Raw genomic sequence first — 25,481 nt, 5'->3', positions numbered from 1 at the left:
AGCGCTGCGCGCATGCCTTAAAGGCGTGCGCGCAGCGCTTTTTTGGGTGGTACTAGTGGGCCAGATAGCCCCATATCGCGACGAGGATGAAGAACACGAGCAAGAGCCAGAAGCCCTTGGACGCGAAGGCCAGCTGAAAGTCCAGGTTGCTGGCAAATTGATCCCAGCGCCGCCGCCGGTGCACGTGATCACTCAACCGGATGTTGGCCATCGCCGGGATCCGCAGGAGGTTCTCCTTGAACATCTGGGCGTTCTCGGGCGTCAGGAACTCGGTGAACACGTGCCGGTCTGCCGTTTCGAAGTCTAACGTGTAGGGGTTGATCATCGCCTGTCCGGCGGCGCCGGGCGCCGGGTCGGCACGAAGCATCACCCAGTCGAGCGCCGAATACGGATAGCTGTAGTACGCCTGCGAGTCATCCAGAAACTCGATCACGATGAAGAAGATGATCCGCCGGTCCGTAAACACCATCAACCGGTTCCCCCGCAGGCTCGCCTGCGTCGTCACGTAATCGCGCGCCTGCTCGGTTTTGACGCCGTACATCCCCATGAGGCCATCCGTCGCCGCCGCGCTATTGGCCTCGTTAGTCATCGGCAGCATATTCACCAGCGTCTCCCCTGGCTCGAGCAGTGCGCCCACCTGCTCGAGCACTTGGTGCATCGTCACCGTTAACGCCGCCATCCGCTTGCGGTACAGTTTCTGCCGAAACGTCATCGGCGTCTGCGCCAACGGTCGCTGCGGTAGCCCATTCATTCCGTTGACGACGCGGATGAACGGATTCGTTGTGCTCGGCATCAGAACCACCTCCTGATCTTGGCGCGCCCGCGGGACAAGTGTTTGTAGACCGCGGCCACGCGCATCTTGAGTTGCTGGCTGATCTCCTCCGGCGTTCGGCCATCGGCGAAGAACAGCTCGAAGACCTGCTTTTCGGTAGGACTCAGCACCGCAAAATACTGCGTCAGTGAGACATCGGCCGCCGGCTCCGGGGCAGCAAGCGCGATATTATCGATGTCCAGTGTCGCCAGCGTCCCCTTCAACCCGCGCACGTAGTCGATCGTCTGGTGCTTGACCAGCGACCCGAGCCACTGCTTGAACTGGCCACGCGCGGGATCGAACTGCGCCGCGTTCGCCCAGACTTTGTAGTACACCCGGTTTTCGATGTCTTCGGTATACGCCCGCATCGCCTCCGAGCGCACCTGGTGCCAGATGACCTGCCGGATAAAGGCCCCGTAGCGATCGATCAATCCGTCAAAGGCGCGCTCGTCCTGCGCTTTGAGCCGCGCAACGATCTCGTCGTCATCCATCCCGCCCCCCCCCTTTCACCCCATACTACGACACGCTCCCCTCAGATCTGACACCCAAATGCGTGATCTGAGGTTATTTGGAGGTGGCGCGCGCCACTGATCCGACCAAAAAGGCCCGCGCACGGCCGGGCCTCCATTCAACGATAGGTCAAAAGCCCCAGCAGCGTCTTGGTCGGACGCGGCGGTGGGGCGGTCTCAAAATGCGCGACTGACACGCTTTGGGTCCCCTGCGCGACCGCATCCACTGTCTGCAGGAACGCGAGCACCTGGTCGACCAAAACGGTCCGGTCCCCGCGCCGGGCCAACAGTCGGGCGTCTAACCGAACGACCGGGATCCGGTACTCAGTGTCCCAATGCGGTCGCGCCGATGCGGTCGGCGTGGTGGTGAACCGGAGCACACCGTCGATGCGGCGTGCGACCTTGGCCGCCGTCCGCGCGGTCACCTCTGCGCCGAACAACAATCGGACCTCGAAGGGCGTGGTGAAAGTCCGGTCGTACAGCCGGTCCAACGCGAAGCGCTCCTGTACGCACCGGATCCCCTGCGCCGCAAGCGCGGCGACCAGTTCTTGGATCGCCCGATCACTGCGGCTCGCGCCGTAGACCAGCACCTCCAAGGATTTGTCCCCGCGCTTGGTCGTCAACGCCCGCCCAGATGCATAGCCGCGCTGCCAATCCAACACCATCAGCTGCTCAAGCAGTGTGCTGCGCCCGCGCGCCCCATCCATCATGCCGAACACCTGGCTGTCGAGCGCGGTGACCACAGTCGGATAGTCGGCCAAACACCGCTGGATCTGCGGAAGCAGGTACCGGACCTGAGGGGCGACGAACACGACATCGAACAGGCTCCCATAGTCGAAGGCCTCTGCCGGGCGGATCGCCCCAGCCGGTCCGTACACGAAGATCAGGTCCGCTTGCGTCGCGTACGCCAAGGGGGCCGCACGCACCGTCGTCAGGTCAACGAAACACGCCGTCAGATTCTCGTCAGTTGCTTTGATCGCCTGCGTGATCCTGGCGCAAAACAGGCTCGAGCTCCCGCCCCCTGCACAGCACACATAGATGAACACCGCCGCACCCCCACTCAACAACAAAGTGGGCCAAAAAGTCGGTTCTTGGCCCACAGTCACGCTTCATGATCTGACTTGAACACACCCGGCTGGCGTCCACATGACGCAGGCCACAAGGCGATTACTCGTCGGTGTCTTCCATGTCTTCGACAGTCAAACGCGCCCGGTTGTGATCTTCTAGGGTGCCGTTAGGCCGGCGTAGCGCAAACAGCGCCGCGAGCACCAACACGATCCCAGCCGCCCCGAAGATGAACTCCGGGTATACGATGAAGCCGATCATATAGACGTAGATCAACGCCACGGCTGCCGCACCGATCAGGACATCCGCCGCAAAGCGCGTGACCCGCCCACGTGCCAAGTCATCGAAGTAGGCCATCAGCCAGATCAATACCACGAGCCCGACGCCGAAACTCCCTGTGCTGATCATTGTCAGCGCATCGGTCGGTTGTGTGACGAACCATGCGAACCCGGTGAACCCGAGCGCGGCTAGCACCAGCAGGACCCATGTCCATGCGTTGCTATGGTTGGTGTGCTTATTCGCCATCGTTGTCTCTCCTCATCACGCTATTTTTGAACAGTTTACCAAAAAACGGGTAGAATATACATATCAACAAGGTTACGTTTTTGCAAGGAGGTTCACATGACTCAAAATATCGCATTCGTTGCCACTCACGGCGGCCCCCTCGACGCCGCCGACAGCATTCTCGCTCAGCCTGTGCCGATGCCGACACCCGAGCCGACCGACTTGATCGTTCAAGTCCGCGGGATCGGGCTCAATCCGGTCGATGACAAGCTGCGCGCCGCCTTGCCCGCCAACAGCGGGCCGCGCATCTTCGGCCACGATGCCGTGGGGCGCGTCGTCGCAACGGGCACCGCCGTCCGAGATTTCACAGTCGGCGACCGGGTGCTCTACGCCGGAACGACCACTCGGCCCGGGAGCTTCCAGCAGTTTCAGGCTGTGCACGCTGCACTGTGTGCACACGCACCTGCGCAACTCCCCGACGTAGCGCTCGCCGGGCTGTCGCTGGTCGGGCTGACCGCCTGGGAGTTGCTGTTCGAAAAAATGGGCTTCACCCCCGCAGCCGACGCGAACCACGGCCGCAGCCTGCTGATCATCAACGGGGCTGGGGGCGTCGGCACACTGATGAGCCAACTCGCCCACTGGGCCGGGCTGACTGTGCTGGCGACCGCCAGCCCGCGTAACTTTGCCTGGCTCACGCAGCACGGGGTGACGCACCCGCTCGACTACCACGCCGACTTAGTCGCCGCGGTTCACCAGACCGGCTATCCGACCGTCGACGGGGTCGCGATCCTGTATACGACAGAGCCTTACCTCGCCGCAGCCAGCGCGCTGGTCGCCCCCTTCGGCCATGTCGGTGCTTTGGTCACCCCCCAAGGCCCGCTGACGGTGACGGCACTCAAAGCCAAGGCGGCAAGCCTGGACTTCGAGTATATGTTCGCCAAATCCGACTACGGCTGGCACGAGGCGAGTCAAGGGGCGATCTTGACGCAGCTCGTCGCGCTCGTGGCGGCCGGGGTGCTCGATCCTGGTGTCACCACCCATGACACGCCGATCACCGTCGGTAACCTCAAGGCCGGCTTCACCCGCTTGGCTGCGGGCCACCAAGTCGGCAAAGTCGTGTTGACGGGTGACTTCACCCTGTGACCAATCCCCCCACACAAATAAGGCGCCGGTTGCCTGGCGCCTTATTTGTGAAGCTCACAGCACGTCTTCTTTGGCGTTAGAGTTCAGTTCCAGCAACTTGCCGGTCTTGAGGTAAAGGATCCACTCGCAGATGTTCGTGACGTAATCGCCGATGCGCTCCAGGTAGGAGGACACCAGCATGTAGTCCATCGACCCGACGATCGTATCCGCGTCACGTGTCATCTCATCGATACACAAGTGGTAGATCGTCGTCGAGAACTCGTTGATGCCGTGGTCCTCTTCCGCAATCGCCCGCGCCTTGACTGAGTCTTCCTTAACGTAAGCTTCCAGCACCTCATCGACCATCTGCTTGACTGCTGCCGCCATGTCTGCGATGGTTTTTTCGATGTCCGGCACGCGGGTCTCGCCCTTCATGCGGATCGTCGACTTAGCGATGGACACCGCGTGGTCGCCCATGCGCTCCAGGTCAGAGCTCGCCTTCATGATCGTGACGATCATGCGCAGGTCTGTGGTGACCGGCTGCTGAAGTGCGATCATCTCAAAACTGCGCTTCTCCAGGTCGACCTCACGCTTGTTGATGTGCTTATCATCCGCGATGACCGCGCGGGCCAGTGCCTTATCGTGGTTGATGAAGGCCTTCACTGACTTGAAGATCGCCTCGTTGACCATCATCCCCATCTCTGAAAACCGAACGTGTAACTCGTTGAGCTCGTCTACAAATAACCGCCGCATAGCAGTTCCCTCCTTTGTCCGCGCGATGCGTTAGCCGAACCGGCCGCTGATGTAATCCTCGGTCTCCTTCTCCTTCGGGGTGAGGAAGATCTTCTTGGTCTCATCCACTTCGACCAGTCGGCCTTGCAGGAAGAAGGCCGTGCGGTCCGAGATGCGCGACGCTTGGTGCATATTGTGTGTGACTAAAATGATCGTGTACTGGTCGCGCAATTCCAAGAGCATATTCTCGATCTGCGTGCTGGAGATCGGATCCAGCGCCGAAGTCGGCTCGTCCATCAGGATCACTTCCGGCCGCACCGCCAGCACCCGCGCAATGCAGACGCGCTGCTGCTGGCCCCCACTTAACGATAGCGCACTGTCATGCAGTTTGTCTTTGATCTCGTCCCAGATCGCCGCGGCTTTGAGGCTGGTCTCGACCGCCTCGTCCAGCGTCGCGCGGTCTTTGACCCCGGCCAACCGTAAGCCGTACACCACGTTGTCGTAGATCGAAAACGGGAACGGGTTAGGCTGCTGAAACACCATTCCGACAGACTTGCGCAGCTGCACGACGTCTTGCTCCGGCGCGTAGATATCCTGGCCGCGCAGGCGGATATCGCCCGTCACGCGGGCGCTCGGGATCAGATCGTTCATCCGGTTGAGCGAGCGCAAGTACGTCGACTTCCCGCAACCACTGGGCCCGATCAGCGCCGTGATCTCATGCTCATTGAAGTCCAAATCGATCCCCTTGAGCGCTTCGAATTTGTCGTAGAACAGGTGGACATCCTTGCTGGTGATGACCTGAGTTTTCATAGTGCCTCCTTAGCCGAAGTGTCCAGACACATAGTCTTCCGTGGCCTGGATCTTCGGACGGGTGAAGATCTTGCGCGTCTCGTCGAACTCTAGCGCCTGACCGGCGTAGAAAAATGCCGTGTAGTCGCTGATCCGCGCCGCCTGCTGCATGTTGTGGGTGACGATGACGATCGTGTACTGATCCTTCAGGGCCATCAGCGTGTCTTCAACGGTCGACGTCGAGATCGGGTCGAGCGCCGAGGCAGGCTCGTCCAGCAGCAGGATGTCCGGTTTCATCGCGATCGCCCGGGCGATGCACAGCCGCTGCTGCTGCCCACCCGACAAAGCCAGGCCGCTGGCGTGCAGGTCGTCTTTGACCTGGTCCCACAGGGCTGCCTGGCGCAGGCTGGTCTCGACCAACTCATCGAGCACGGCCTTGCGTTTTTCCCCGAAGCGCCGGGGCGCAAAGGTGATGTTGTCATAGATCGACTTGGCGAAGGGATTAGGCCGCTGGAACACCATGCCGATGTGTTTGCGCATCTCGTAGACGTCGACGGCCTTGGCGTTGATATCGATGCCGCGGTACATGATCTTTCCGGTCACCCGCGTGCCTTCGATCGTGTCATTCATCCGGTTGAGCGAGCGTAGGAACGTTGACTTGCCGGAACCGCTGGCACCGATCAGCGCCGTGATCTTGAACCGCTCGAACGGCAGGCTGGTGCCGTGGATCGCCTCTTTAGCCCCGTAAAACACGCGCAGGTCTTCCGTCTCGATCGCGATCTCGTGTTGGTCGCGGTCGAGTGCCTTGATATAGCGGTCATCTAACGCGTAATTTTGCATAGTCTCTCCTTCTTAGGCAGCCGTCATCTTCTTGTAGATCCGGTTACCCACGTAGCGCGCCACCAGGTTGAACAGCAGCACCGCGATGATCAGCACCGCGCTGGCACCGGCAGAAACGGCCGCCGCGTCGGGCTGGATGCCTTCCGAGTTGATCTTCCAGATGTGCACCGCCAGCGTCTCCGCCGGTCGGAACGGGTTCAGCGGGCTCGCGATGTTCAGCGGGTTCCAGTTGGTAAAATCCAGTGCCGGGGCACTTTGGCCGGCCGTGTAGATCAGGGCCGCCGCCTCACCGAACACGCGCCCGGCCCCGAGGATCATCCCGGTGATGATCCCCGGCAATGCTTCGGGGATCACCACGTGGATCACCGTCTCCCAGCGCGAAAGGCCAAGGGCAAGCCCCGCCTCGCGCTGCATGAAGCTGACCTGACGCAGTGAGTCTTCGACGTTACGGGTCAGCAGTGGCAGGTTGAACATCGTGAGCGCCAACGCGCCCGACAGGATCGAGAACCCGAACTGGAACTGCAGGACGAAGACCAGGAAGCCGAACAGCCCGACGACCACCGACGGGAGTGAGCTGAGGATCTCGATCGCCGTGCGGATCACGTCGGTCAGCCAGTTCTTCTTCGCGTATTCCGCGAGGTAGATGCCGGCACCCAGCGCCAGGGGCACCGAGATCAACATCGACAACAGCAGCAGGTAGAACGAATTGAACAGCTGGATCCCGATCCCCCCGCCGGCCTCGAAAGACTTAGCGGGGCTGGTCAGGAAGTGCCAGGAGATGTGCGGGACGCCTTGGACTAGGATGTAGCCCAGCAGGCTCGCAAGGATCACGATGATCACGCCGGCGATCGTGTAAAGCACTACCGTGGCCAGTTTATCGACTTTTTTGGGCGCCATCACTTCATCTCCCCTTTCTTCCCGATCCAGCGGATCAGCAGGTTGAAGGCCAGCGACATCAGCAACAGCAAGAGGGCTAGCGACCACAGCGCATTGTTCTCAAGCGAGCCCATCACGGTGTTCCCGATGCCGGAAGTCAGCACCGACGTCAGCGTCGACGCCGGACTGATCAGGTTGTGCGGCAGCAACGCCGCGTTCCCGATCACCATCTGCACGGCCAGCGCTTCACCGAAGGCCCGCGCCATCCCGAACACGATCCCAGTCAGGATTCCGGGCATCGCGGCGCGGACGACAACGCGGCTGATGGTCTGCCAGCGCGTCCCACCCAGCGCGAGGCTGGCTTCACGGTAATGGCGCGGCACCGCCTTCAAGGCGTCCACCGTCATCGACGTCACCGTCGGTAGGATCATCACGAACAAGACGAAGGTCCCCGCGAGGATCCCGAACCCGGTCCCGCCGAACAGGCCGCGAATGAACGGCACGACGACGGACAAGCCGATGAACCCGTAGACCACGCTCGGGATGCCGACCAGCAGCTCGATCACAGGCTGCAGGATCTTTTTGCCGAGGTTCGGGGAGATCTCCGTCATGAAGATCGCCGCCCCAACGGCGAATGGCGTCGCGATGATCGCCGACAGGAAGGTCACCCCGAACGAGCCGACGATCATCGGCAAGGCGCCGACTTGTGGGGCGCCATGGGCATCGGTAACGGCCGGCGCCCAGGTGGTCTTGCTCAAGAAGGCCCACAGGTTGACTTTGTTCTCGAAGAAGGTGGCGAGCCCGCGCGAGGCGACGAAAAAGAAGATCGCCAGCACGACGAGCACGATCAGGCTGATGCAGACTAGGCTGATCAGCCGCCCGCGCCGCTCGATCTTCGCCGAGCGCGATGGGCGTAACATTGCTTCACGAATTGGATCCATGTTGTCCTCCTGGCGTCACTCGCCGCGCTTGACCACGTTGCCATCAGCGTCCCGTTCGACCTGCATCGCAGTTACCGGGATGTAGCCCATCTTGGCGACCAAGCGTTGCTGCGTCGCAGGGGCGAGGATGTAACTGAGAAAGGCCTTGGTCAACCCGGTCGGCTGGCCGCGGGTGTACATGTGCTCGTAAGACCAGATCGGCCACTCGTTCGTCGTCACGTGTGCATCCGTCGGGGTCACGCCGTTCAGCGCCAGCGCACGGACGGTCGCATCGACATACGAGAAGGCGACGTAGGAGACTGCGCCTGGCGTGCTGGCGACGATCGAGCGGACCATCCCCGTCGAGTCTTGCTCTTGCGCGGCGATCGGTTGACGGTCCTGCAACACCCACTTTTCGAACGTGCTGCGGGTGCCGGACCCCTGGGCGCGATTGACCACCACGACCGGGAGATCCTTGCCCCCGACTTGCTTCCAGTTCGTGATCTCGCCGGTGAACAAGCGGCGCAACTGCACGACGGTCAGATTCTTGACCCCCACCCCGGGGTTGGCAATCGGGGTGATCCCCACGACAGCAACGCGGTGGTCGACAAGCTTCTTCGCGTCGATGCCAGGCTTCTCCTCTGCGAACAGGTCGGAGTTGCCGATCTCCACGGCGCCTTGCTGGATCTGGGACAACCCGGTGCCCGTCCCGCCACCTTGCACGTTGATGAACACGCCGAGGTGTTCCGTCTGATATTGTTCCGCTGCGGCCTCGACCAGTGGCTGCAAGGCGCTAGAGCCTACCGCGGTGATCGATTCGCCATTATCGCCGCCACCACATCCCGCAAGCAGCGTCACAGCGGCAACTGCCAGGAAGCCGAGAATTTTTTTCACAACGAACCCTCCGTTTTTCATGACTTCTTTCAGTCTATCAAGCCAGTGTAAATGTTCAGCCCGTTAATTGTAAAAAGAAGGTAAATCCAGGGGCAGGGTAACGGTGAAGGTGGTGCCGACCCCGAGTTGGCTGTCCACCGCCACCTCACCGCTGAGCTGCGTGACCATCTCCGCGACGATCGCCAGCCCGAGGCCGGTGCCCCCGTTATGCCGGCTGCGCGCCTTGTCGACCCGGTAGAACCGCTCGAAGATCCGGCTCTGGTCGTCCGCCGCGATCCCGATGCCTGTGTCTTGGATCTGCAGGTGCAGACTGTGGGTATCGGCCGTCGCCGTCACGGTCACGCTGCCGCCGGTGCGGTTGTAGAAGACCGCGTTGTTCAGCAGGTTGCGGACCACCTGCGAGAGCTTGGCGGGGACCGTCGTCACCGTCAGCGCCGGATCGATCTCAGTGGTCACCGTCAGGGCCTTCTCGGCGATCGGCTGCTGCAACGTCGCCAAGGCCTTCTCGACCAAGGTCGCCACGCTGACTGCGGCGGTGGCCGCCGGAGTGCTGTCGGGCCGCGACAGGGTCAAGATGTCCGTGATCAACTGCGTCAGGCGCGTGCTTTCCGACTGGATGATGTGCAGGAATTGATCCAGCGTGGCCGGATCGTCCTTGGCGCCCGCCAGGAGCGTTTCCGCAAAGCCGTTGATCGCCGTCACCGGCGTCTTGAGCTCGTGGGAGACATTACCGACGAAGTCCAGTTGCATCTGCTCGACGCGCCGCAGCGTGGTGATGTCGTACAGAATCACCAGCACCTGCAGGCGGTCGGTCCCGGTCAGCGGGACAACGCTGGCGTCCACCGCCTTTTGCGTGATCATCAGGGTCAGCTCTTTTTGGTGTGTGTGGCGATTGCGGTAGGTATGCTCGATCATCCGCGCCAAGGCGTAGGTCTTCACGTCATCAAGATAATTATGCTGGCGCGGTGAGATGTCGTGGCCGACGAATTGGCTCATGGCCTGGTTGGCCAGCAGGACTTGGCGGTCCTGGTCGATCAGCATCACCCCTTGCGGCAAGTGGTCGATCAGACGGTCGAAGCTTGCCTGGCGCAGGGCCACTTTTTGCCGAAGGTGCGCGGCGGTCTGGTCCAGGCGGTTGACCTCCTCCCCCATGGCGGTGAACGCCGAGCCCGGCGTCAGGATGATCGGCTCGATCGGATGCTCTTTGCGGATCGCCGCCAGGTTCTGGGTCATCTGCGCGAGGTGGCCGCGCCAGTATTGGTTGCGCCGCAACGTGACGACGAGCAGTACGCCCCAGGCGAAGAGGTATAAGCTGACGAAGGCGACCCCCCACATCGGGGCGACCGAAAACAAGGTCGCTTTGCGCTGCCACACCCCGATGAACACCGTGTTGCTGCGACGGCCGACGTAGAGTTGCTCCGGGCGGCCGTTCACCAGCAAGACCGTGCTCTGGTGAACGATCGTGCGTTTGCGATCGACCAAGTCCTGCAGCAGATCCTCGCGCTGCGTGGTCGGCTGCCCGTCGAGGATCGTGATCGTCACATCGTTGTCCTGCGCCAAGCGGACCGCCATCGACTGCGTCTCACCGACGTCTTGGAACGTCTGGTACACTGCGGTCAGATGGGCCGTCTGCTGCGCATACAGCAAGTGGTCGATCCCCATCAAGAGTAAGAAAAAGCCTGCAACGGCAAATAAGCACGCCCAGGCGTAACGCCGAATGAGACTAATCATGCGGCACCTCCATCTGATACCCGAACCCGCGCACGGTCTTGATGTACGCTGGCTTCTTCGGGTCGTCTTCGATCTTCTCGCGCAAGTGGCTGACCTGGATGTCGACCATTCGCGTCTCAGCCGGGTACTCGAACCCCCAGATCCCGTTCAACAGCGCATCGCGTGATAGGATCTTGCCCAAGCGGCGGGCAAAATACGCCAGTAGCTCGAACTCCTTAGGCGTCAGGTTCAACGGATCCCCGTTCTTCGTCGCCTTGAAGCTCTCTTCGTCGATCCGCAGTGCCCCGACGCTGATCACCGCCTTCGGGTCCGCAGCCGCAGCCGGCTGCGGCTGCATCCGGCGCTCGATCGCTTTGATCCGCGCAACGATCTCGCGGGGCGAAAACGGTTTGGTGACGTAATCGTCGGCACCCAGCTCCAGGCCGACGATCTTGTCGGTCTCACTGTCTTTGGCCGTCAGGATCATGATCGGCGTCGCGTTGTTGGCCGCGCGTAGCTTGCGCGTGACCTCGAAGCCATCGAGTCCCGGCAGCATCAAGTCGAGCAGGATGAAGTCGAACGGGCTCTGCAACGCCAGGCTCAAGGCCGTGTCGCCGTCGCTGGCGGTCGTCACTTGGTAGTGCTCTTTTTCGAGGTTGTACTGGAGCAGGGTCACGATTGCGGGTTCATCATCGACGACTAAGATCTTCTTCATGTTCATCCTCCGTGAATGTGATCATGCCCAATTCGTGCGGGGCACCTTTGAAAATCGCGGTTTCGGTTAGCTTGATCGCCCCGTCCAGGCGCTGGACTCTGAGGCGACAATACGTGGGGTGGGCTTGAAGCGCGGCGTAAAGCGCCGCTTCCGTGCGGACGGGCACCTGGTTGCACTGTAAGACGATGTCTCCCGCCTGCAGGCCCATCTTGCTCGCCGGTGTGTCTGGCTGGATCGCTACGAGGCGCACGCCCAAATCAGTCTGCGAGACGAAGCTGTGCCCCGCCGCCGCAGCGTGGTGGTGCCAGATCAGCAATGCAAGGCTCAACCCAGCCTGACCCCACAGCGCGGCGAGCGCCAGCCGTGGTTGCCACCAGGTACCCGCTGCCAGGATGGCGGTGAGCCCAGCGCTCCAGGCCTCGTGGCGCGCCCACGCGTGGATCGCTGCGGTCGGCAGCTGTTTGCGTGTCGTCAAAGCGGCGCCCAGTACCAGCGGGACAAGTGCCCAGGTCGAGGTTGACGCCCCGATCAGGGGCAAGACGACCGGCACCCAGTAGAACTGGCGCCGCGTATAGCTTGCGATCTGTGCGCCGCGCTTGCCGGCGTGGATCGCCGGCACGTCGATCGGCGGGGCCAAGAAGCGCAAGAGGCCTGCGTTGGCCGCACCGAGCAGCGCCAGCAGCGCCAGCCATTGCCACGCCCACCGGTCGACGGCCGGCAACGCCAGCCAAGGTGCTAACCCAGCCGTACCGACGGCGGCGATCCCGCTGAAGCCGAGCACGGCCGGGGCGTACCCCAGGCCACTCCCCAGCAAGCCCAGGAGCGTCAGCGCCCCGAGCCACAGCCCGACGGGGCCCGGCAGGGCCAAGTGGCCCAAGGCGGCGATCCCGCTGACGACAAGGCCGGCGAGACCGCCGCCGATCAGCCCGGCCCACCAGTTGGTCCAGTGCCGGTCGATCGCGGTCCCGAACACCGCCCGTTCATGGGCGAAGCGGCGCCACCGCCAGAAGTAGCCGACCGCCAGTAACGCCAGCGTCACGACAAGCCCTTCCATGATCATCATCTGCATCCCGCGCTCCCATCTCACATCTTTAAGTTTAGTATAGCATGGAACCCCGGACTGCAAAAAATAAGTAAATTTACCGTAAACGCGGCGATACAATCTGACCGTCGCCTCGCCTGCGCCACAAAAAAAGTCCTCACAAGGAGGACACTTGGTCGGTCAGATCCGCAAGAAGCGCCGCATGGAGACAACGGCCCCGAGCGCCCCGATGACGATCCCGATCAAGGCGATCGCTAGGTCTAACCAGATTAAAAACGGCATCGACGGGTACAGGTCGAACCCATTCGCTGCGGTCGAGAGGTTGGCGCTGCGGTAGACCAGACCGTACGCGATATCGACGGCCACAATCGGCAGCAGTGACCCGAACAGCCCGGTCCACGCGCCTTCGAGCAGGAACGGCCAGCGAATGTAGCCATTGGTCGCACCGACCAGCCGCATCACGCGGATCTCGTCTTTACGCGACAGGATCGTGATTCGGATCGTATTGCTGATCAGGAAGACCGCCACGAACAGCAGCAGGATGGTGAAAGCCAACCCACCGCGCTGGATCGCATCGACGGTCTTGAACAGACGCTTAGCCGTCGTGCCACCGTACGAGGCTTCCGAGACGTTCTTGAGCTTCTTGGCCCGCTTAGCCACCGAGACGGTCGCTTTCGGGTCTTTCGTGTCGACTAAGAACACGTCGTTCAACGGGTTCTGGTCCCCAGAGAACATCTTCCACTGTGACCCATAGGTCCCGACGATGGAGTTGAGTTCCTGGTTGGACGACCGGAACGTGACCTTCGTGACGTCCGGCAGCGCCTTGAGGGCCTGCTTGAGCGTCGCTTCCTGCGCCTTGGACGTTTTCTTTTCAACGTAGACGCGCACGCGCACGTCGTTTTCGACCTGCCGCGAGATGTGGTTCACGTTCAGCAGTAAGGCCATGAAGATGCCGACCAACAGCAAGGTGACCGTCACCGCAGAGACAGCGGCGACGGACATCCAGCCGTTACGCCGGAGGCTCTTCAGGGAGTCTTTGATGTGGCGCTTGATCACACTAGGCTTCATTCCCGTAGGCGCCTCCTTCCTCATCGCGGACTAGCCGACCGCCGGCGATCTCCAGCAGGCGGTGCGGGCGGCTGTTGACCAGTTCACGGTTATGCGTCGCCATGATCACGGTCGTGCCATCCGCGTTGATCCGCTCCAAAATGTCCATGATGCCATCGGACGTATCGGGATCCAGATTCCCCGTCGGTTCATCGGCGATCACGACGTCTGGGGCATTGACGATCGCCCGGGCGATCGACACGCGCTGCTGCTCCCCTCCGGACAGTTCGTTCGGGAAGCGGCGCAGCTTCTGCTCCAAGCCGACCAGTTTCAGGACGTGCAGGACGCGCGGCTTGATCTCGTCTTCGTCTTTTTCAATCACTTCCATCGCGTAGGCCACGTTCTCGTAAACCGTCAGGCGCGGTAACAACTTGAAGTCCTGGAACACGATCCCGAGCTCGCGCCGAAACAGCGGCACGTCTTTGTTGTCCATCTTTGCAAAATCATACTTGCCCACGGTGATCGTGCCCTTCGTCGGGGTGAGTTCGTGGTACAGCATCTTGATGAATGTCGATTTGCCCGCGCCGCTGGATCCGATCACGTAGACGAATTCGCCGGGGTCGACCGACAGACTCAAATCCTTGATCGCGATGACGCCATTATCGTACTGCTTCATCACGTTTTTCATTTGGATCATGCTCTCGCTCCTTTTTCAAAACTAGGCAAAGTATAGCATGCCAATACGTCAAACTGATAACAGCCACATTACAGTTTGCCAAGGCAGCCCCGGGTCCAAGGACCAGGGGCTGCGCGGGTTACTGCGGATTTTTCTTGGAGAGCTCCCACTGCAGGTAAGCGTAGATGAACGGATCGAGGTCCCCATCCATCACGGCCTGGCCGTTGCCGGTCTCGTAATTCGTCCGGTGATCCTTGACCATCGTGTAGGGGTGGAAGACGTACGAGCGGATCTGGGAGCCGAACGCAACTTCCATCTGGTCCCCTTTGATCGCAGCCGCCTCTTCCGCCTTCTTGGCCTGCTCGCGCTGATAGAGCTTGGCCTTCAGCATCCCCATGGCGGTGTCCTTATTCTGGAACTGGCTCCGTTGGGCCTGGCTCGACACGACGATGCCCGTCGGGATGTGGATCAGGCGGACCGCACTGGAGGTCTTGTTGATGTGCTGGCCACCGGCCCCACTGGAGCGGAAGACCTCCATCTTGATGTCCTCTGGGCGCACGTCGATCTCGATACTGTTATCGAGCTCCGGCATCACGTCGACAGAGGCAAAGCTGGTGTGGCGGCGACCGGCGGAGTCGAACGGCGAGATGCGCACGAGGCGGTGCACCCCTTTTTCACTGCGCAGCATGCCGTACGCGTTCTCCCCGGAGACCAGGAGCGTCACACTCTTGATCCCCGCCTCGTCGCCAGCCAAATAGTCCGCGACTTCGACGGAAAACCCGCTTTGCGCGGCCCACCGCTGGTACATTCGGAGCAGCATCGAGCCCCAGTCCTGAGACTCGGTCCCACCGGCTCCGGGGTGGATCTCGAGGATCGCGTTGTTGGCGTCATACGGCTGACTCAAAAGAAGCGTCATCTCGTAGCGCGTCATCTTCTCCTGCAGGTCGGCCAGGTCGGCTTCGATCTCACCTTGAAGCTCAGCGTCCGGTTCCTCCTGCAGGAGCTCGAACGCGACATCGAGGTCATCGAGCTTATCTTGCAACGCAATAAAATTGTCGTGCTTGGTCTTCAACTGATTGTTGGCGTCGATCACGGTCTGGGCGGCGCGCTGGTCGTCCCAGAACCCCGGTTCCGCCATGCGGCCTTCGTTTTCAGCGATGCGTTCGTTCAGCGCATCGAGGTCAAAGCGACCCCCTAAATTGATTGATTTTGGTCCGAAGCTGGGCCAAGGTGTTGCGGATCTCAGCGATTTCCATACGGATCTTCCTTTCAAGAATGGGTTTATCAATGAAACAGCCGGAGTGGCTGCTCCGGCTGCGGGTGATCAGGCTTAGCGCCGGATGTTCTGACGGATCTGGGCCTTCATGAACAGGCGGGTCACGCCGTCGTCCATGTTCGCGATCAGCTCTTCGAACATGCGGTAAGCTTCTTCTTGGTATTCGACCAGCGGGTTCATCTGGCCGTAGCCACGCAAGCCGACCGACTGACGCAGTTGGTCGAGCACGTCGATGTGATCGGTCCATAGCGAGTCGACGACGCGCAGGATCACGACTTTTTCGAATTCCAGCATCTGGTCACGGTCGCCCAGTTGCTTGAGCTTCTCATCGTAGTTCTCGTCGGCCAGCCCTTGCAGCAGGTCGATCAACTCGGCCTGGGACTTACCGTCCAAGTCACTGCGCGATAAGGTGTCTTCCGAGACCATGTTCGCGGTCGCGTAGTCATAGATCTCGTCGAGCTTCCAGTCCTTCTGGTCGCCCAGCGTGTGTGCCTGCACGACGCGGGTGATGCAGCGGTTGATCATCGCCATCAGGACCGGCTTCAGGGTCTCTTCTTCGTTGATCACCTGCTGGCGCTGCTTGTAGATCACCTCACGCTGTTCACGCATGACATCATCGTATTGCAGCGTGTTCTTACGCGTGTCGTAGTTGTTCCCTTCAACGCGTTTTTGGGCCGATTCCACGGCGCGCGAGATCATGCGGCTGCGGATCACCTGGTCCTCGTCTTCGACCTTGAAGCGATCCAGCATCACCTTGATGCGGTCACCGCCGAAGCGCTTCATCAGGTCATCTTCCAGCGACAGGTAGAACTGGGTGGAACCCGGATCCCCTTGACGCCCAGACCGTCCACGCAACTGGTTGTCGATCCGGCGAGATTCATGGCGTTCGGTCCCAATCACGGCCAGGCCGCCGACGTCCTTGACGCCAGGGCCGAGCTTGATGTCGGTCCCCCGCCCAGCCATGTTGGTCGCGATGGTGACCGCGCCACGCTGGCCGGCGTTCATGACGATCTCGGCTTCGCGCGCGTGGTTCTTTGCGTTCAGCACGCTGTGCGGGATGTTCTCGGCGTCCAGGATCGCAGACAGGCGCTCACTGGATTCGATCGCCACGGTGCCGACCAGGATCGGTTGGCCCTGCGCGTGGCGTTCCTTGATGTCCTCAGCCACCGCCTTGAACTTCGCGTCCAGCGTCGGGTACAGCACGTCTGGTGAGTCGACACGCACGACCGGCTTGTTGGTCGGGATCGAGATCACGTTCATGTTGTAGATCTCGCGGAATTCTTCTTCTTCGGTCTTCGCCGTCCCGGTCATCCCGGCCAGCTTATTGTACATCCGGAAGAAGTTCTGGTAGGTGATGGTCGCCATCGTCTGGTTCTCATCCTGGATCTCGACGCCTTCCTTGGCCTCGATCGCCTGGTGCAACCCATCGGAGAAGCGCCGGCCTTCCATCGCACGACCGGTGAACTGGTCGACGATCAGGACCTCCCCATCGGAGACCATGTAGTCGATGTCTTTGAGCATGATGAAGTTCGCCCGCAGCGCCTGATCCATGTGGTGGGTCAAGGCGGTGTTCTCCGGGTCGTACAGGTTCTTCAGGCCGAAGATCTTCTCGGCCTTGCGGATCCCGTTTTCGGTCAAGGCGATGGTCTTGGTCGGCCAGTCGATCTTGTAGTCGTCCTCTTCCTTCAGGGTCTTGACGAAGCGGTCCGCGCGAATGTACAGGCCGTTCGACTTCTCTGCGCCGCCGGAGATGATCAGCGGGGTCCGAGCTTCATCGACCAGAATGGAGTCGACTTCATCGACGATCGCATAGTTCAGGGGCCGCTGGACCATCTGCTGCTTGTAGACCACCATGTTATCCCGCAGATAGTCGAACCCGAGCTCGGAGTTGGTGGAGTACGTGATGTCCGCCTCGTAGGCCGCACGCTTCTCGTCAGAGCTCAAGTCGTGAGTGTTCAGGCCCACGGTCAGACCAAGCCAGTTATACAGCTCGCCCATTTCGGTCGCGTCACGGCCGCTCAGGTACTCGTTGACCGTCACGACGTGGACCCCTTGGCCACCCAGCGCGTTCAGGTACACTGGCATCGTCGCCGTCAGGGTCTTCCCTTCACCGGTCTTCATCTCGGCGATGTTCCCTTCGTGAAGCGTGATGCCCCCGATGATCTGGACGCGGAACGGGAACAGCCCGAGCACTCGCTTGGCCCCTTCGCGCGCGACGGCGAAGGCTTCTGGCAAAATATCATCCAGCGTCTCGCCGTTCGCTAGGCGGTCTTTGAATGCCGGCGTCTTCGCCTGCAGCTCTGTGTCGCTCAAGGCCGCGACGTCGTCCTCGAAACTTTGTACTTGATCCGCGATCTTGCCCAAGCGCTTGACCTCGCGCTTATCGCTTTCGACCCATGTCTTTAATACGTTCGCCATGAAATACGTCCTCTCTGTCATGTTAGTATGCGCATAATACTGACAGTATCCTATTTATTTTAGCATTGATTATGGGTCCTGCAAACCACGTGCCCAATATTTGTCCGAGAATCTGGCCCCGTGACGTGACAGCGTGTCCGCTTGGCGCAACCGAAAAAACCCGAGGCATACGCCCCGGGTCCACATCATCGGTTATTCATCGGTCTCGATCAGACCGTAGCGCCCATCACGCCGCTTGTAGACGATGCTGGTCCCATTGGTATCGGCATCTTCGAAGATAAAGAAGTTATGCCCAAGCATATCCATCTGCAAGATCGCTTCTTGAGAATCCATCGGCTTGAGGGACACGCGTTTCGTGCGCACGACCTGCAGGCTCTCATCCTCATCCGCTGACTCCGGCGCCGTCGCAGGCGTCTCGACGTTGATCGGCGCGAAGCCCTTCTCACGGGACTTGCGGTTGATCTTCGTCTTGTACTTGCGCACCTGGCGCTCCAGCTTGTCGGTCACCAAGTCGACACTGGCGTAGAGATCCGGGCTGGTTTCTTCCGCCCGCAACGTCAGGTAGGACAATGGGATCGTGACCTCGACCTTAGCAGTTTTATCCGGGTATACTTTCAAGTTAACGTGCGCGATCGCCTCAACCGAGCTCTCGAAGAACTTGTTCAGCTTGCTGATGCGCTTTTCAACGTAACTCCGAATGGCATCGGTGACCTCGATGTTTTCGCCACGAACGTTGTATGTTAGCATAAAACTTCTCCCCTTTCATCCGCCCGCGATGGCTCGCAGACGCCGGATGGTCGGGCGATTAAGCCCTTTCATCCTTCATCTCTATTATAACGAAGTGTCGGGACCGAAACAAATAATATTCCGTGCAGGTTCTGTGCCCTCATAGTGACCGCCTTCAGCGGATCAGCGAAAAACTCGTGATCGTCCCGCCGTACCCCGCCGCCCGCAGCGCCGCTTGGGCATGGTACAGCGTGCGCCCGGTTGTGTACAGGTCGTCCAACAGGAGCACGTGCGGCGCCGGCCGAGCGGGTAACGTGGCGATGAAGCTCTGCGGGGTCGCCAGGCGGGCGGCGCGGTCCTTTTGGGCCTGCGGCAGCGGGGTGTCTGCCTTGCGCAGCCAGCGTGACAGCTGCAGGTGACTGAACAAGTCCAGCACCGGGTCGAAGCCACGGGCCGCGAAGTGATGCGGCTCGCTGGTGACCGGCACCAACGCCCACCCGCGGCGCGCCAGCGGCATCAGGTGCTGAAAGGCGGTGTGGCGGCGACGATCCCCTTGACCCTTGTAGAGCTGGATGAACTGACGCATCGGCTCGTTATAGGTGAACAGCGCCCGGTGCTGCAACAGCGACTGGCCCTGCGCCGCCCACCGCTGGCAGTCTCCGCACAACGCCGGGTGCGCTTGGCGCCCACACCCGGGGCAAGCACTCGCCGGATCGATCCGCTCGAACTGAGCCTCGCACCGCACACAGAGCGTCGGCAGACGTAACGGGGCCCGACTGATCAGCGCGGCGAGCGTAAAGTCGGTCGTCAGCGGCCGCGCGCACATCACGCAGATCATCGCCACCCCCGCCGATTCATGCCCCGGATCTCCGTCAGCGCCTGCGCGATCGCCAAGGAGAAATGCGCGGCGACGAACCACACCGGGTCGTCTGGGCTGTCACTGGCGCGCCCTGCCCGCCCCGCCATCTGCACCAGCGCGGCGCGGTCGAACTGCCGGTCGTCGGCGGCCAACACGAGCACTGCACAGTGCGGGATCGTCACCCCACGCTCGAGGATCGTCGTCGTGACCAGACAGTCCAACTGGCCCTGGCGAAAGGCCTGCACCTTCCCCAGCCGGGCTGGATCGCGGGCGTGCACCCCACTGGCGCGCAGCCCAAGGCGCTGCACAGCTTGACTCAGCGGCACGACCCAGCGCGTATCCGGGACGAACAAGAGGCTGACGCGCCCCGCCCGGTGCTGCGCCGCAAGCCAGCGCGCGGCGACAAGCGGCAATTGGTCCGGGACCCGGGTCAGCTTCATCAGGCGCATCACCGGCACCGGCAGTGGCTGGCCGTGAAACCGGCGCGAGAGCATCGAACTGCCGATCCGCCCAGCTCGGGCTGCGCGCCGTAGCGCATCCGGCGGCGTCGCACTGAGAAACACGGTCACGCCGCGCGCGGCCTGCGTGCAGGCGTAGGCCAACATCGGTGTCTGCGAGAACGGGAAGGCATCGACCTCATCGATGATCATCAGGTCGAAGTGCCGGTAGTAGCGCAGCATCTGGTGTGTCGTTGCGACCGTCAGCGGTGCATCGCGCATCGGCCAGGGGCGCCCACCGTAACCGATCGCGACCGGCGTACCGATGAACGCTGCCTGTAGCCGCGGCGCCAGCTCCAAGACCACATCGATGCGCGGCGTGACCCAGGCCACGCGCTGGTGCTGCCCCAGACACTGGGCGATCAAAGGGAACAGCATCTCGGTCTTACCGGCACCGGTCACCGCCCAGAACAGGTGGTCGCGACCGGCCGCCACGGACGCCAAAGCGGCTTGTGCTGCGCGGGCCTGCGCCGGAGTCAACGTCCCCCGCCAAGTCAGCGGGCCGCCCAGTGGCGCAGGCGTGTGGGGAAAGCGCCAGAGCTGACTGCCGGTCTCCACCCGACTCATGCCCACGCAGCTGACGCAGTACGCGCGGCCGTCTGCCAAGGGGCCAAAGCGCCGCTGGCCGCAGCGCTGACACTGCCAGCGCCCGGCGACGCGCTGGACCGCCGGAACGGCGGTCGCCTGTGCTAAACTAGTGGTAGCCGCGACCTTGGCGCATTCACGCGCCGTCAGTTGCATCCCGCTGATCATCATTTTTGCTCACCTCACAAGGAGATTACGCAATGCCTGCCACCCCATACCGCACCATTCAACAAGCCGGCGATCACGAGCTGGTGATCAAGAAATCCCGCTTCATCTGCCACTTGGCGCGCATCGCCAGCCCCGAAGACGCACAAGCGGTGATCGACCAGGTCAAAAAGCACCACTACAAAGCGTCGCACAACGTCCCCGCCTACCTGCTGGGCGACCACGATGAGATCCAGCGCGCCAGTGACGACGGCGAACCTAGCGGGACCGCGGGGGTGCCGATGCTCCAGACCCTTCAGCAAATGGGCCTGCACGACGTCATCGCCGTGACGACCCGGTACTTCGGCGGCATCAAACTGGGCGCCGGTGGCCTGATCCGCGCCTACGCCAACAGCGTGCAGGCCGCCGTGCACGCCGTCGGGATCGTGCAGCGTGAGCGCCAACGTGAGCTGCAGCTGACGTTAGCTTACCCGCTGCTTGGCCCCGTTCAGCACTGGCTGACCCAGGCGGACCTGCCGGTTGCCGACACGGTCTACGCCGAAGCCGTCACGCTGACCCTGTACGTCCCCGAGGCGACCGTCGCCACCACGACTGCAGCCTTGGTCGACCTGACGCACGGCCAGGCGGTCCCGGTCCGCGGGGCCCTGCGCGATGTCGAGGTGCCGATCACCGCCGACTAAGCACGCCAAACAGGCGCCCTCACTTCTTCTGGTTCAAGATCTCGTGGGCCGTGAAAAAGACTGGCCGCGGCTGGTGAATGAACAGCGGGACCGTCTCCTCGACCACGTCGCTGAAAGCCAACCCATACCAGTTGGCGGGGCTGGTCGTCACGTTTTGGAGCCACAGGCGCCCGCCGATCAGATGCCGCTGCAACGCGGGGATCGTCTCGGTCGGCATCCCCTGCGACCGCTCGCGGATGATGACGAACTTAAAATCACCGACCGTCCGATCATGGACCGTCGTGTACTGCGGGGTCTGCGGGTCGATCGCCTTGGCCACCATCAAGTCGTTGATGATCTTGCGGATGTAGACATTGACGTGCTGCGAGCACCGGAAGCCTAGGTAGATCTGCACGCTGATCACATTGCGGGTCTTCATCATATCGACCGTGTAGCGCATCTCATAGGGCTGATCCGTCTCATTCATCGTGACGAACCAGTACACGTTCGCTCGTTTCGGCTGTTTGTCGAGGATCGAGTACAGCGTCGTGCGCTTGACCCGGTAGCCAGGCTTGACCTTGGTCAGGTAGACCAGGTTCGTCGTGTACAGCGGGATCCGCTCGTCTTGCGCTAAGTGCCCGAGCTGACCGATATAATCTGTCAGCGTGACATACTCGCTTTGGTCCTGGTAACGCTCGCGGATCTTATTGCCGAAGTACCAGACCACCATCAGCGCAAGGATCAACAGCATGATGACCAACGTGATGTAGCCGCCGTGCAGGAACTTCGTCAGACTGGCCAGGAGAAAAATGCTCTCGATCACGCCGAAGAACCCAGCGACTAGGCCCGCCCGCAGGCGCGACCCGTGCAACGACAGGAACTCGAAGAGGAGTAGCGTCGTCATCAGCATCGTGACCGTGATCGCAAGTCCGTAAGCGGCTTCCATCGCCTTAGAGGTGCGGAAGAACCAGACCACGCTCAGGGTGACCAGACACAAGAACCAGTTGATCCCAGCGATGTAGATCTGGCTGCGGTGCGACGACGGGTGCGTGATCGCCATGCGCGGCAGGAACTTCAGGCTGATCGCCTCATGCACCAGCGTGTACGATCCGGTGATCAGCGCCTGTGAGGCGATGATCGCCGCCATTGTCGCCAGAAGGATCGCCACCGGCCGCAAGCCGCTCCCCAGCATTTCGTAAAACGGGTTGAGGGTCTCGACGCCGGCGTACGCCGCGTCCTGGTAGTGGTTGAGTAACCACGCCCCTTGCCCGAAGTAGTTCAGCATCAGCATCGCGTACACGAATGGCCAGGTCAGGTAGATGTTGAACTTGCCAACATGGCCCATATCCGAATACAGGGCCTCCGCCCCGGTCGTCGCCAAGAAGATGCTCCCGAGCAGGAAAATCCCGACCTTGTTCGCTGGACTGAACAGGATCTTGACCGCGTAGGCCGGCGACAGCGCTTTGAGGATCTCGAGGTGGCTCCCCAGGTGCATCAGGCCGACGACCCCGAGGAAGCCAAACCAGACCAGCATGATCGGGCCAAACGCATTGCCGATCTTCGCCGTCCCGAAGCGCTGGATCAAAAACAGCGCTAACAGCACCACGGTGGTGATCACCAGTACCACCATCTGCGAGCCGCTGAACTGAAACGGGCCAAAAGTCTGGTTCTTCAGCCCTTCAACGGCGCTCGTGACCGTGACGGCTGGCGTCAGCGTCCCGTCGGCCAAAAGCGCCGCGCCGCCGATCAAGGCCGGCGTGGCCAGCCACGCCCCGCGCTTGCGCACCAAGGCGTACAGCGCGAAAATCCCGCCCTCGCCGTTGTTATCGGCGCGCATCGCTAGGATCACGTACTTGATCGTGGTCAGGAGCATCAGGGTCCAAAAGATCAGTGAGATCGACCCGATAATGTATTCCGGTGATAATGCGTGGACCGATCCTGCATCAGCGATCACCGCGTTCATCACGTACAGCGGTGAGGTCCCGATATCACCATAAACGATCCCCAGCGTGATCAATAAGCCCGCCAAGGTCACCTTTTTCTTCGGCGTCATCTCAATTCCCCTCTCCGAGCGCTCATGCGCCTCACGTGACGTCATGATAGCCGCTTCAGACTGGCGCGTCAACCCGTTCATGGTCGCGCGTCCGCCGGGCCCCCAAGCGTCCAGACCCCCTCAACGGCTCATCGGGGTGACCCCACGAGCCCGGAACAAGGCGCCACCAAGCGCCGCCTGTGCAGCGCCTGCCTACCCATCCACACGACGTTCGGCCAGACACCGTCCACCGCATCAAAACGGCCCCCAGCCACCCTAAGTGCGGGGTGGCTGGGGGCCGTGTGGGCGCTGGCCAAACCTCAGTCTGGCTCAACCGCTCACTTCGCGTACTCGACAGTCCGCTTCTCGCGGATCACGGTCACCTTGATGTGACCCGGGTACTCCAGTTCTTTTTCGATCCGGTTGCGGATATCGCGCGCCAAGACCACGGACGCCTCGTCTGTGAGGGCCTCCGGCTTGACGATCACGCGCACCTCGCGGCCGGCCTGGATGGCAAAGCTGTGATCGACGCCTTTGTAGCTGTTTGCGATCGATTCCAGCTTCTCCAGTCGGTGCAGGTAGTTCTCCAGCGACTCCGACCGCGCGCCTGGACGGGCGGCGGAGATCGCGTCGGCGGCAGCCACCAACACGGCGATCACACTGGTCGGCGCCACGTCGCCGTGGTGTGAGGCGATCGTGTTGATCACCACTTTGGGTTCCTTGTACTTGGTCGCGAGTTCGACCCCGATTTCGACGTGAGAGCCATCGACTTCACGGTCGATCGCCTTGCCGATATCGTGTAATAAGCCTGCGCGTCTCGCTAAGGTCACGTCTTCGCCCAGCTCGGCAGCCATAACGCCTGCCAGCTTCGCCACTTGGATCGAATGATCCAATACATTTTGCCCGTAACTGGTCCTAAAGTGGAGCCGACCTAACTTCTTGATCAAATCCGGATGCATATTGTGGATGCCGACATCGAAAATGGCCTGCTCACCGATCTCCCGGATGCGCTCGTCCATCTCTTTGCGGGCCTTATCGACCATCTCTTCGATGCGCGCCGGGTGGATGCGGCCATCTTGGATCAGTTTCTCCAGTGCCATGCGCGCGATCTCACGCCGAATCGGGTCGAAACCGGACAGGACGACCGCCTCTGGCGTGTCGTCGATGATCAGGTCGATCCCTGTGAGCGTTTCCAACGTACGGATGTTGCGCCCTTCGCGGCCGATGATCCGGCCTTTCATGTCGTCGTTCGGTAAGTTCACCACCGTGACCGTCGTTTCGGCCACGATATCGGAGGCGCTGCGCTGGATGGCGTCGGCGATCAGCTTCTTGGCTTCCCGGTCGGCCGTCTCCTTGGCTTCGTCTTCGCTTTCTTTGATCAGCATTGCGCGTTCATGCGCAAGTTCAGTCTTGGTTTCAGTTATGATCTGTTCGCGGGCTTGGGCTTTGGTCAGTTCCGCGATGCGCTCTAAGGTCGCACGTTGGTCCGTGATCATGGTCTCGACCGACTGTTCACGCCGTTCGAGGCCTTGCTGCCGTTGGTTCAGGTGCTCTTCTCGATCCGACAAGCTCTGTTCCTTACGGTCAAGCGTGTCGTCCCGACGATCCAGGGTCTCTTCCCGCTGAAGCAGGCGATGCTCCGATTGGGTGACCGAAGCGCGGCTGTCTTTCAGCTCTTGTTCGATCTGACTGCGATAGCGATGTGCCTCATCGCGTGCTTCGACCAGCTTTTCCTTTTTCAGGGCAGCGGCTTCTTTTTTCGCGGTCTCAATGATCCCCTCGGCACTGTTGCGTGCCTGATCCAGTGCGTTGCGGTGGATCCGTTTTTGGATCGCGCGCCCGAACAACAATCCGACGGCTAAAGCGATGACTGCGAGGATTATCGAGACCAGCATTTCTGCGCTCATCTTATCACCTCCGCATCATCTAAGCGATGTTAATCAATCACATGCATTGATGCCGTATTTTTTTGGTTAAACGTACACTAATTGATTGTAGCGGTTGACTGAACA

24 protein-coding genes are annotated in these 25,481 nt (G+C 61.3%); 2 read left to right on the top strand and 22 right to left on the bottom strand.

Translation table 11 applies throughout. The features are described 5' to 3' along the window. Window positions 1–52: 52 nt before the first annotated feature. The 4 genes from HII33_RS03295 to HII33_RS03280 form a co-directional block, all read right to left on the bottom strand. Window positions 53–793: a hypothetical protein gene (locus HII33_RS03295; RefSeq protein WP_179394368.1), complete on the bottom strand. Its 741-nt coding sequence runs from the start codon at window positions 791–793 to the stop codon at window positions 53–55. Beyond that, entirely contained in the window at window positions 793–1,302 is a 510-nt protein-coding gene (locus tag HII33_RS03290) for an RNA polymerase sigma factor (RefSeq protein ID WP_179394367.1), read from the bottom strand. Before HII33_RS03290 ends, HII33_RS03295 begins: the two co-directional genes overlap by 1 nt. Window positions 1,303–1,439: 137 nt before the next feature. Beyond that, the gene (locus tag HII33_RS03285) at window positions 1,440–2,366 is read right to left on the bottom strand and encodes a PTS sugar transporter subunit IIB (protein ID WP_179394366.1); all 927 of its coding nucleotides are present in this window, start codon (window positions 2,364–2,366) and stop codon (window positions 1,440–1,442) included. Between the two features lie 121 nt (window positions 2,367–2,487). Beyond that, complete coding sequence (locus tag HII33_RS03280) at window positions 2,488–2,910, bottom strand: hypothetical protein (protein WP_179394365.1); 423 nt, start codon at window positions 2,908–2,910, stop codon at window positions 2,488–2,490. Window positions 2,911–3,006: 96 nt separating this feature from the next. Between HII33_RS03280 and HII33_RS03275 the strand changes: the two genes are divergently transcribed. Beyond that, complete coding sequence (locus tag HII33_RS03275) at window positions 3,007–4,032, top strand: alcohol dehydrogenase catalytic domain-containing protein (RefSeq protein ID WP_179394364.1); 1,026 nt, start codon at window positions 3,007–3,009, stop codon at window positions 4,030–4,032. A gap of 54 nt (window positions 4,033–4,086) precedes the next feature. On the opposite strand, the gene phoU is transcribed toward HII33_RS03275, so the two are convergent. From phoU to HII33_RS03195, 16 genes are all read right to left on the bottom strand, one after another. Next, window positions 4,087–4,764, bottom strand: a complete 678-nt coding sequence (phoU, locus tag HII33_RS03270) for a phosphate signaling complex protein PhoU (protein WP_179394363.1) — start codon at window positions 4,762–4,764, stop codon at window positions 4,087–4,089. A 30-nt stretch (window positions 4,765–4,794) separates the two neighbouring features. Continuing rightward, on the bottom strand, window positions 4,795–5,553 hold the full coding sequence (pstB, locus tag HII33_RS03265; RefSeq protein ID WP_179394362.1) for a phosphate ABC transporter ATP-binding protein PstB: 759 nt from the start codon (window positions 5,551–5,553) through the stop codon (window positions 4,795–4,797). A gap of 9 nt (window positions 5,554–5,562) precedes the next feature. Further along, window positions 5,563–6,372 carry a phosphate ABC transporter ATP-binding protein PstB gene (pstB, locus tag HII33_RS03260; protein WP_179394361.1) on the bottom strand — a complete coding sequence of 270 codons (810 nt, stop codon included), beginning with the start codon at window positions 6,370–6,372 and terminating at the stop codon, window positions 5,563–5,565. Between the two features lie 12 nt (window positions 6,373–6,384). Next, window positions 6,385–7,269: a phosphate ABC transporter permease PstA gene (gene pstA, locus HII33_RS03255; RefSeq protein WP_179394360.1), complete on the bottom strand. Its 885-nt coding sequence runs from the start codon at window positions 7,267–7,269 to the stop codon at window positions 6,385–6,387. After that, window positions 7,269–8,189 (bottom strand): phosphate ABC transporter permease subunit PstC, encoded by a 921-nt coding sequence (pstC, locus tag HII33_RS03250; RefSeq protein ID WP_179394359.1) that lies wholly within the window; start codon window positions 8,187–8,189, stop codon window positions 7,269–7,271. The genes pstA and pstC overlap by 1 nt, the downstream gene beginning before the upstream one ends. A gap of 15 nt (window positions 8,190–8,204) precedes the next feature. Then, the gene (locus HII33_RS03245; protein WP_179394358.1) at window positions 8,205–9,062 is read right to left on the bottom strand and encodes a phosphate ABC transporter substrate-binding protein PstS family protein; all 858 of its coding nucleotides are present in this window, start codon (window positions 9,060–9,062) and stop codon (window positions 8,205–8,207) included. 63 nt (window positions 9,063–9,125) lie between these two features. Beyond that, window positions 9,126–10,793 carry a two-component system histidine kinase PnpS gene (gene pnpS, locus HII33_RS03240; RefSeq protein WP_179394357.1) on the bottom strand — a complete coding sequence of 556 codons (1,668 nt, stop codon included), beginning with the start codon at window positions 10,791–10,793 and terminating at the stop codon, window positions 9,126–9,128. After that, window positions 10,786–11,487 carry a response regulator transcription factor gene (locus HII33_RS03235; protein ID WP_179394356.1) on the bottom strand — a complete coding sequence of 234 codons (702 nt, stop codon included), beginning with the start codon at window positions 11,485–11,487 and terminating at the stop codon, window positions 10,786–10,788. The genes pnpS and HII33_RS03235 overlap by 8 nt, the downstream gene beginning before the upstream one ends. Next, window positions 11,462–12,556, bottom strand: a complete 1,095-nt coding sequence (locus HII33_RS03230) for a PDZ domain-containing protein (RefSeq protein ID WP_179394355.1) — start codon at window positions 12,554–12,556, stop codon at window positions 11,462–11,464. The genes HII33_RS03235 and HII33_RS03230 overlap by 26 nt, the downstream gene beginning before the upstream one ends. Before the next feature lie 153 nt (window positions 12,557–12,709). Next, a complete protein-coding gene (gene ftsX, locus HII33_RS03225) occupies window positions 12,710–13,597 on the bottom strand; it encodes a permease-like cell division protein FtsX (protein WP_179394354.1) in 888 nt (295 codons plus the stop codon). Beyond that, complete coding sequence (gene ftsE / locus HII33_RS03220; protein WP_179394353.1) at window positions 13,587–14,273, bottom strand: cell division ATP-binding protein FtsE; 687 nt, start codon at window positions 14,271–14,273, stop codon at window positions 13,587–13,589. Before ftsE ends, ftsX begins: the two co-directional genes overlap by 11 nt. 118 nt (window positions 14,274–14,391) lie before the next feature. Next, a protein-coding gene (gene prfB / locus HII33_RS03215) for a peptide chain release factor 2 (RefSeq protein ID WP_179394352.1) occupies window positions 14,392–15,508 on the bottom strand; the annotation gives its coding sequence in 2 pieces (ribosomal slippage) (window positions 14,392–15,435 and window positions 15,437–15,508; 1,116 coding nt in all). A 74-nt stretch (window positions 15,509–15,582) separates the two neighbouring features. Then, window positions 15,583–17,946 carry a preprotein translocase subunit SecA gene (secA, locus tag HII33_RS03210; RefSeq protein ID WP_179394351.1) on the bottom strand — a complete coding sequence of 788 codons (2,364 nt, stop codon included), beginning with the start codon at window positions 17,944–17,946 and terminating at the stop codon, window positions 15,583–15,585. A 192-nt stretch (window positions 17,947–18,138) separates the two neighbouring features. Continuing rightward, on the bottom strand, window positions 18,139–18,693 hold the full coding sequence (gene hpf / locus HII33_RS03205) for a ribosome hibernation-promoting factor, HPF/YfiA family (protein ID WP_179394350.1): 555 nt from the start codon (window positions 18,691–18,693) through the stop codon (window positions 18,139–18,141). Window positions 18,694–18,847: 154 nt separating this feature from the next. Further along, complete coding sequence (locus HII33_RS03200; RefSeq protein WP_246287257.1) at window positions 18,848–19,510, bottom strand: ComF family protein; 663 nt, start codon at window positions 19,508–19,510, stop codon at window positions 18,848–18,850. Continuing rightward, window positions 19,507–20,784, bottom strand: a complete 1,278-nt coding sequence (locus HII33_RS03195; RefSeq protein ID WP_179394349.1) for a helicase-related protein — start codon at window positions 20,782–20,784, stop codon at window positions 19,507–19,509. The genes HII33_RS03200 and HII33_RS03195 overlap by 4 nt, the downstream gene beginning before the upstream one ends. Before the next feature lie 29 nt (window positions 20,785–20,813). Here HII33_RS03195 and HII33_RS03190 point away from each other — a divergent pair, with 29 nt between their 5' ends. Next, a complete protein-coding gene (locus tag HII33_RS03190) occupies window positions 20,814–21,458 on the top strand; it encodes a YigZ family protein (protein WP_179394348.1) in 645 nt (214 codons plus the stop codon). Window positions 21,459–21,477: 19 nt separating this feature from the next. On the opposite strand, the gene HII33_RS03185 is transcribed toward HII33_RS03190, so the two are convergent. After that, window positions 21,478–23,490, bottom strand: coding sequence for a KUP/HAK/KT family potassium transporter (locus HII33_RS03185; RefSeq protein WP_179394347.1), 2,013 nt, complete (start codon window positions 23,488–23,490; stop codon window positions 21,478–21,480). 317 nt (window positions 23,491–23,807) lie between these two features. Beyond that, window positions 23,808–25,376, bottom strand: coding sequence for a ribonuclease Y (rny, locus tag HII33_RS03180; protein ID WP_179394346.1), 1,569 nt, complete (start codon window positions 25,374–25,376; stop codon window positions 23,808–23,810). Window positions 25,377–25,481: the final 105 nt, after the last annotated feature.

Origin of the sequence: Lacticaseibacillus absianus (assembly GCF_013407595.1) — a bacterium.
Classification (GTDB): Bacteria; Bacillota; Bacilli; order Lactobacillales; family Lactobacillaceae; genus Lacticaseibacillus; species Lacticaseibacillus absianus.
This window is presented reverse-complemented; position numbering and strand designations above follow the sequence as displayed.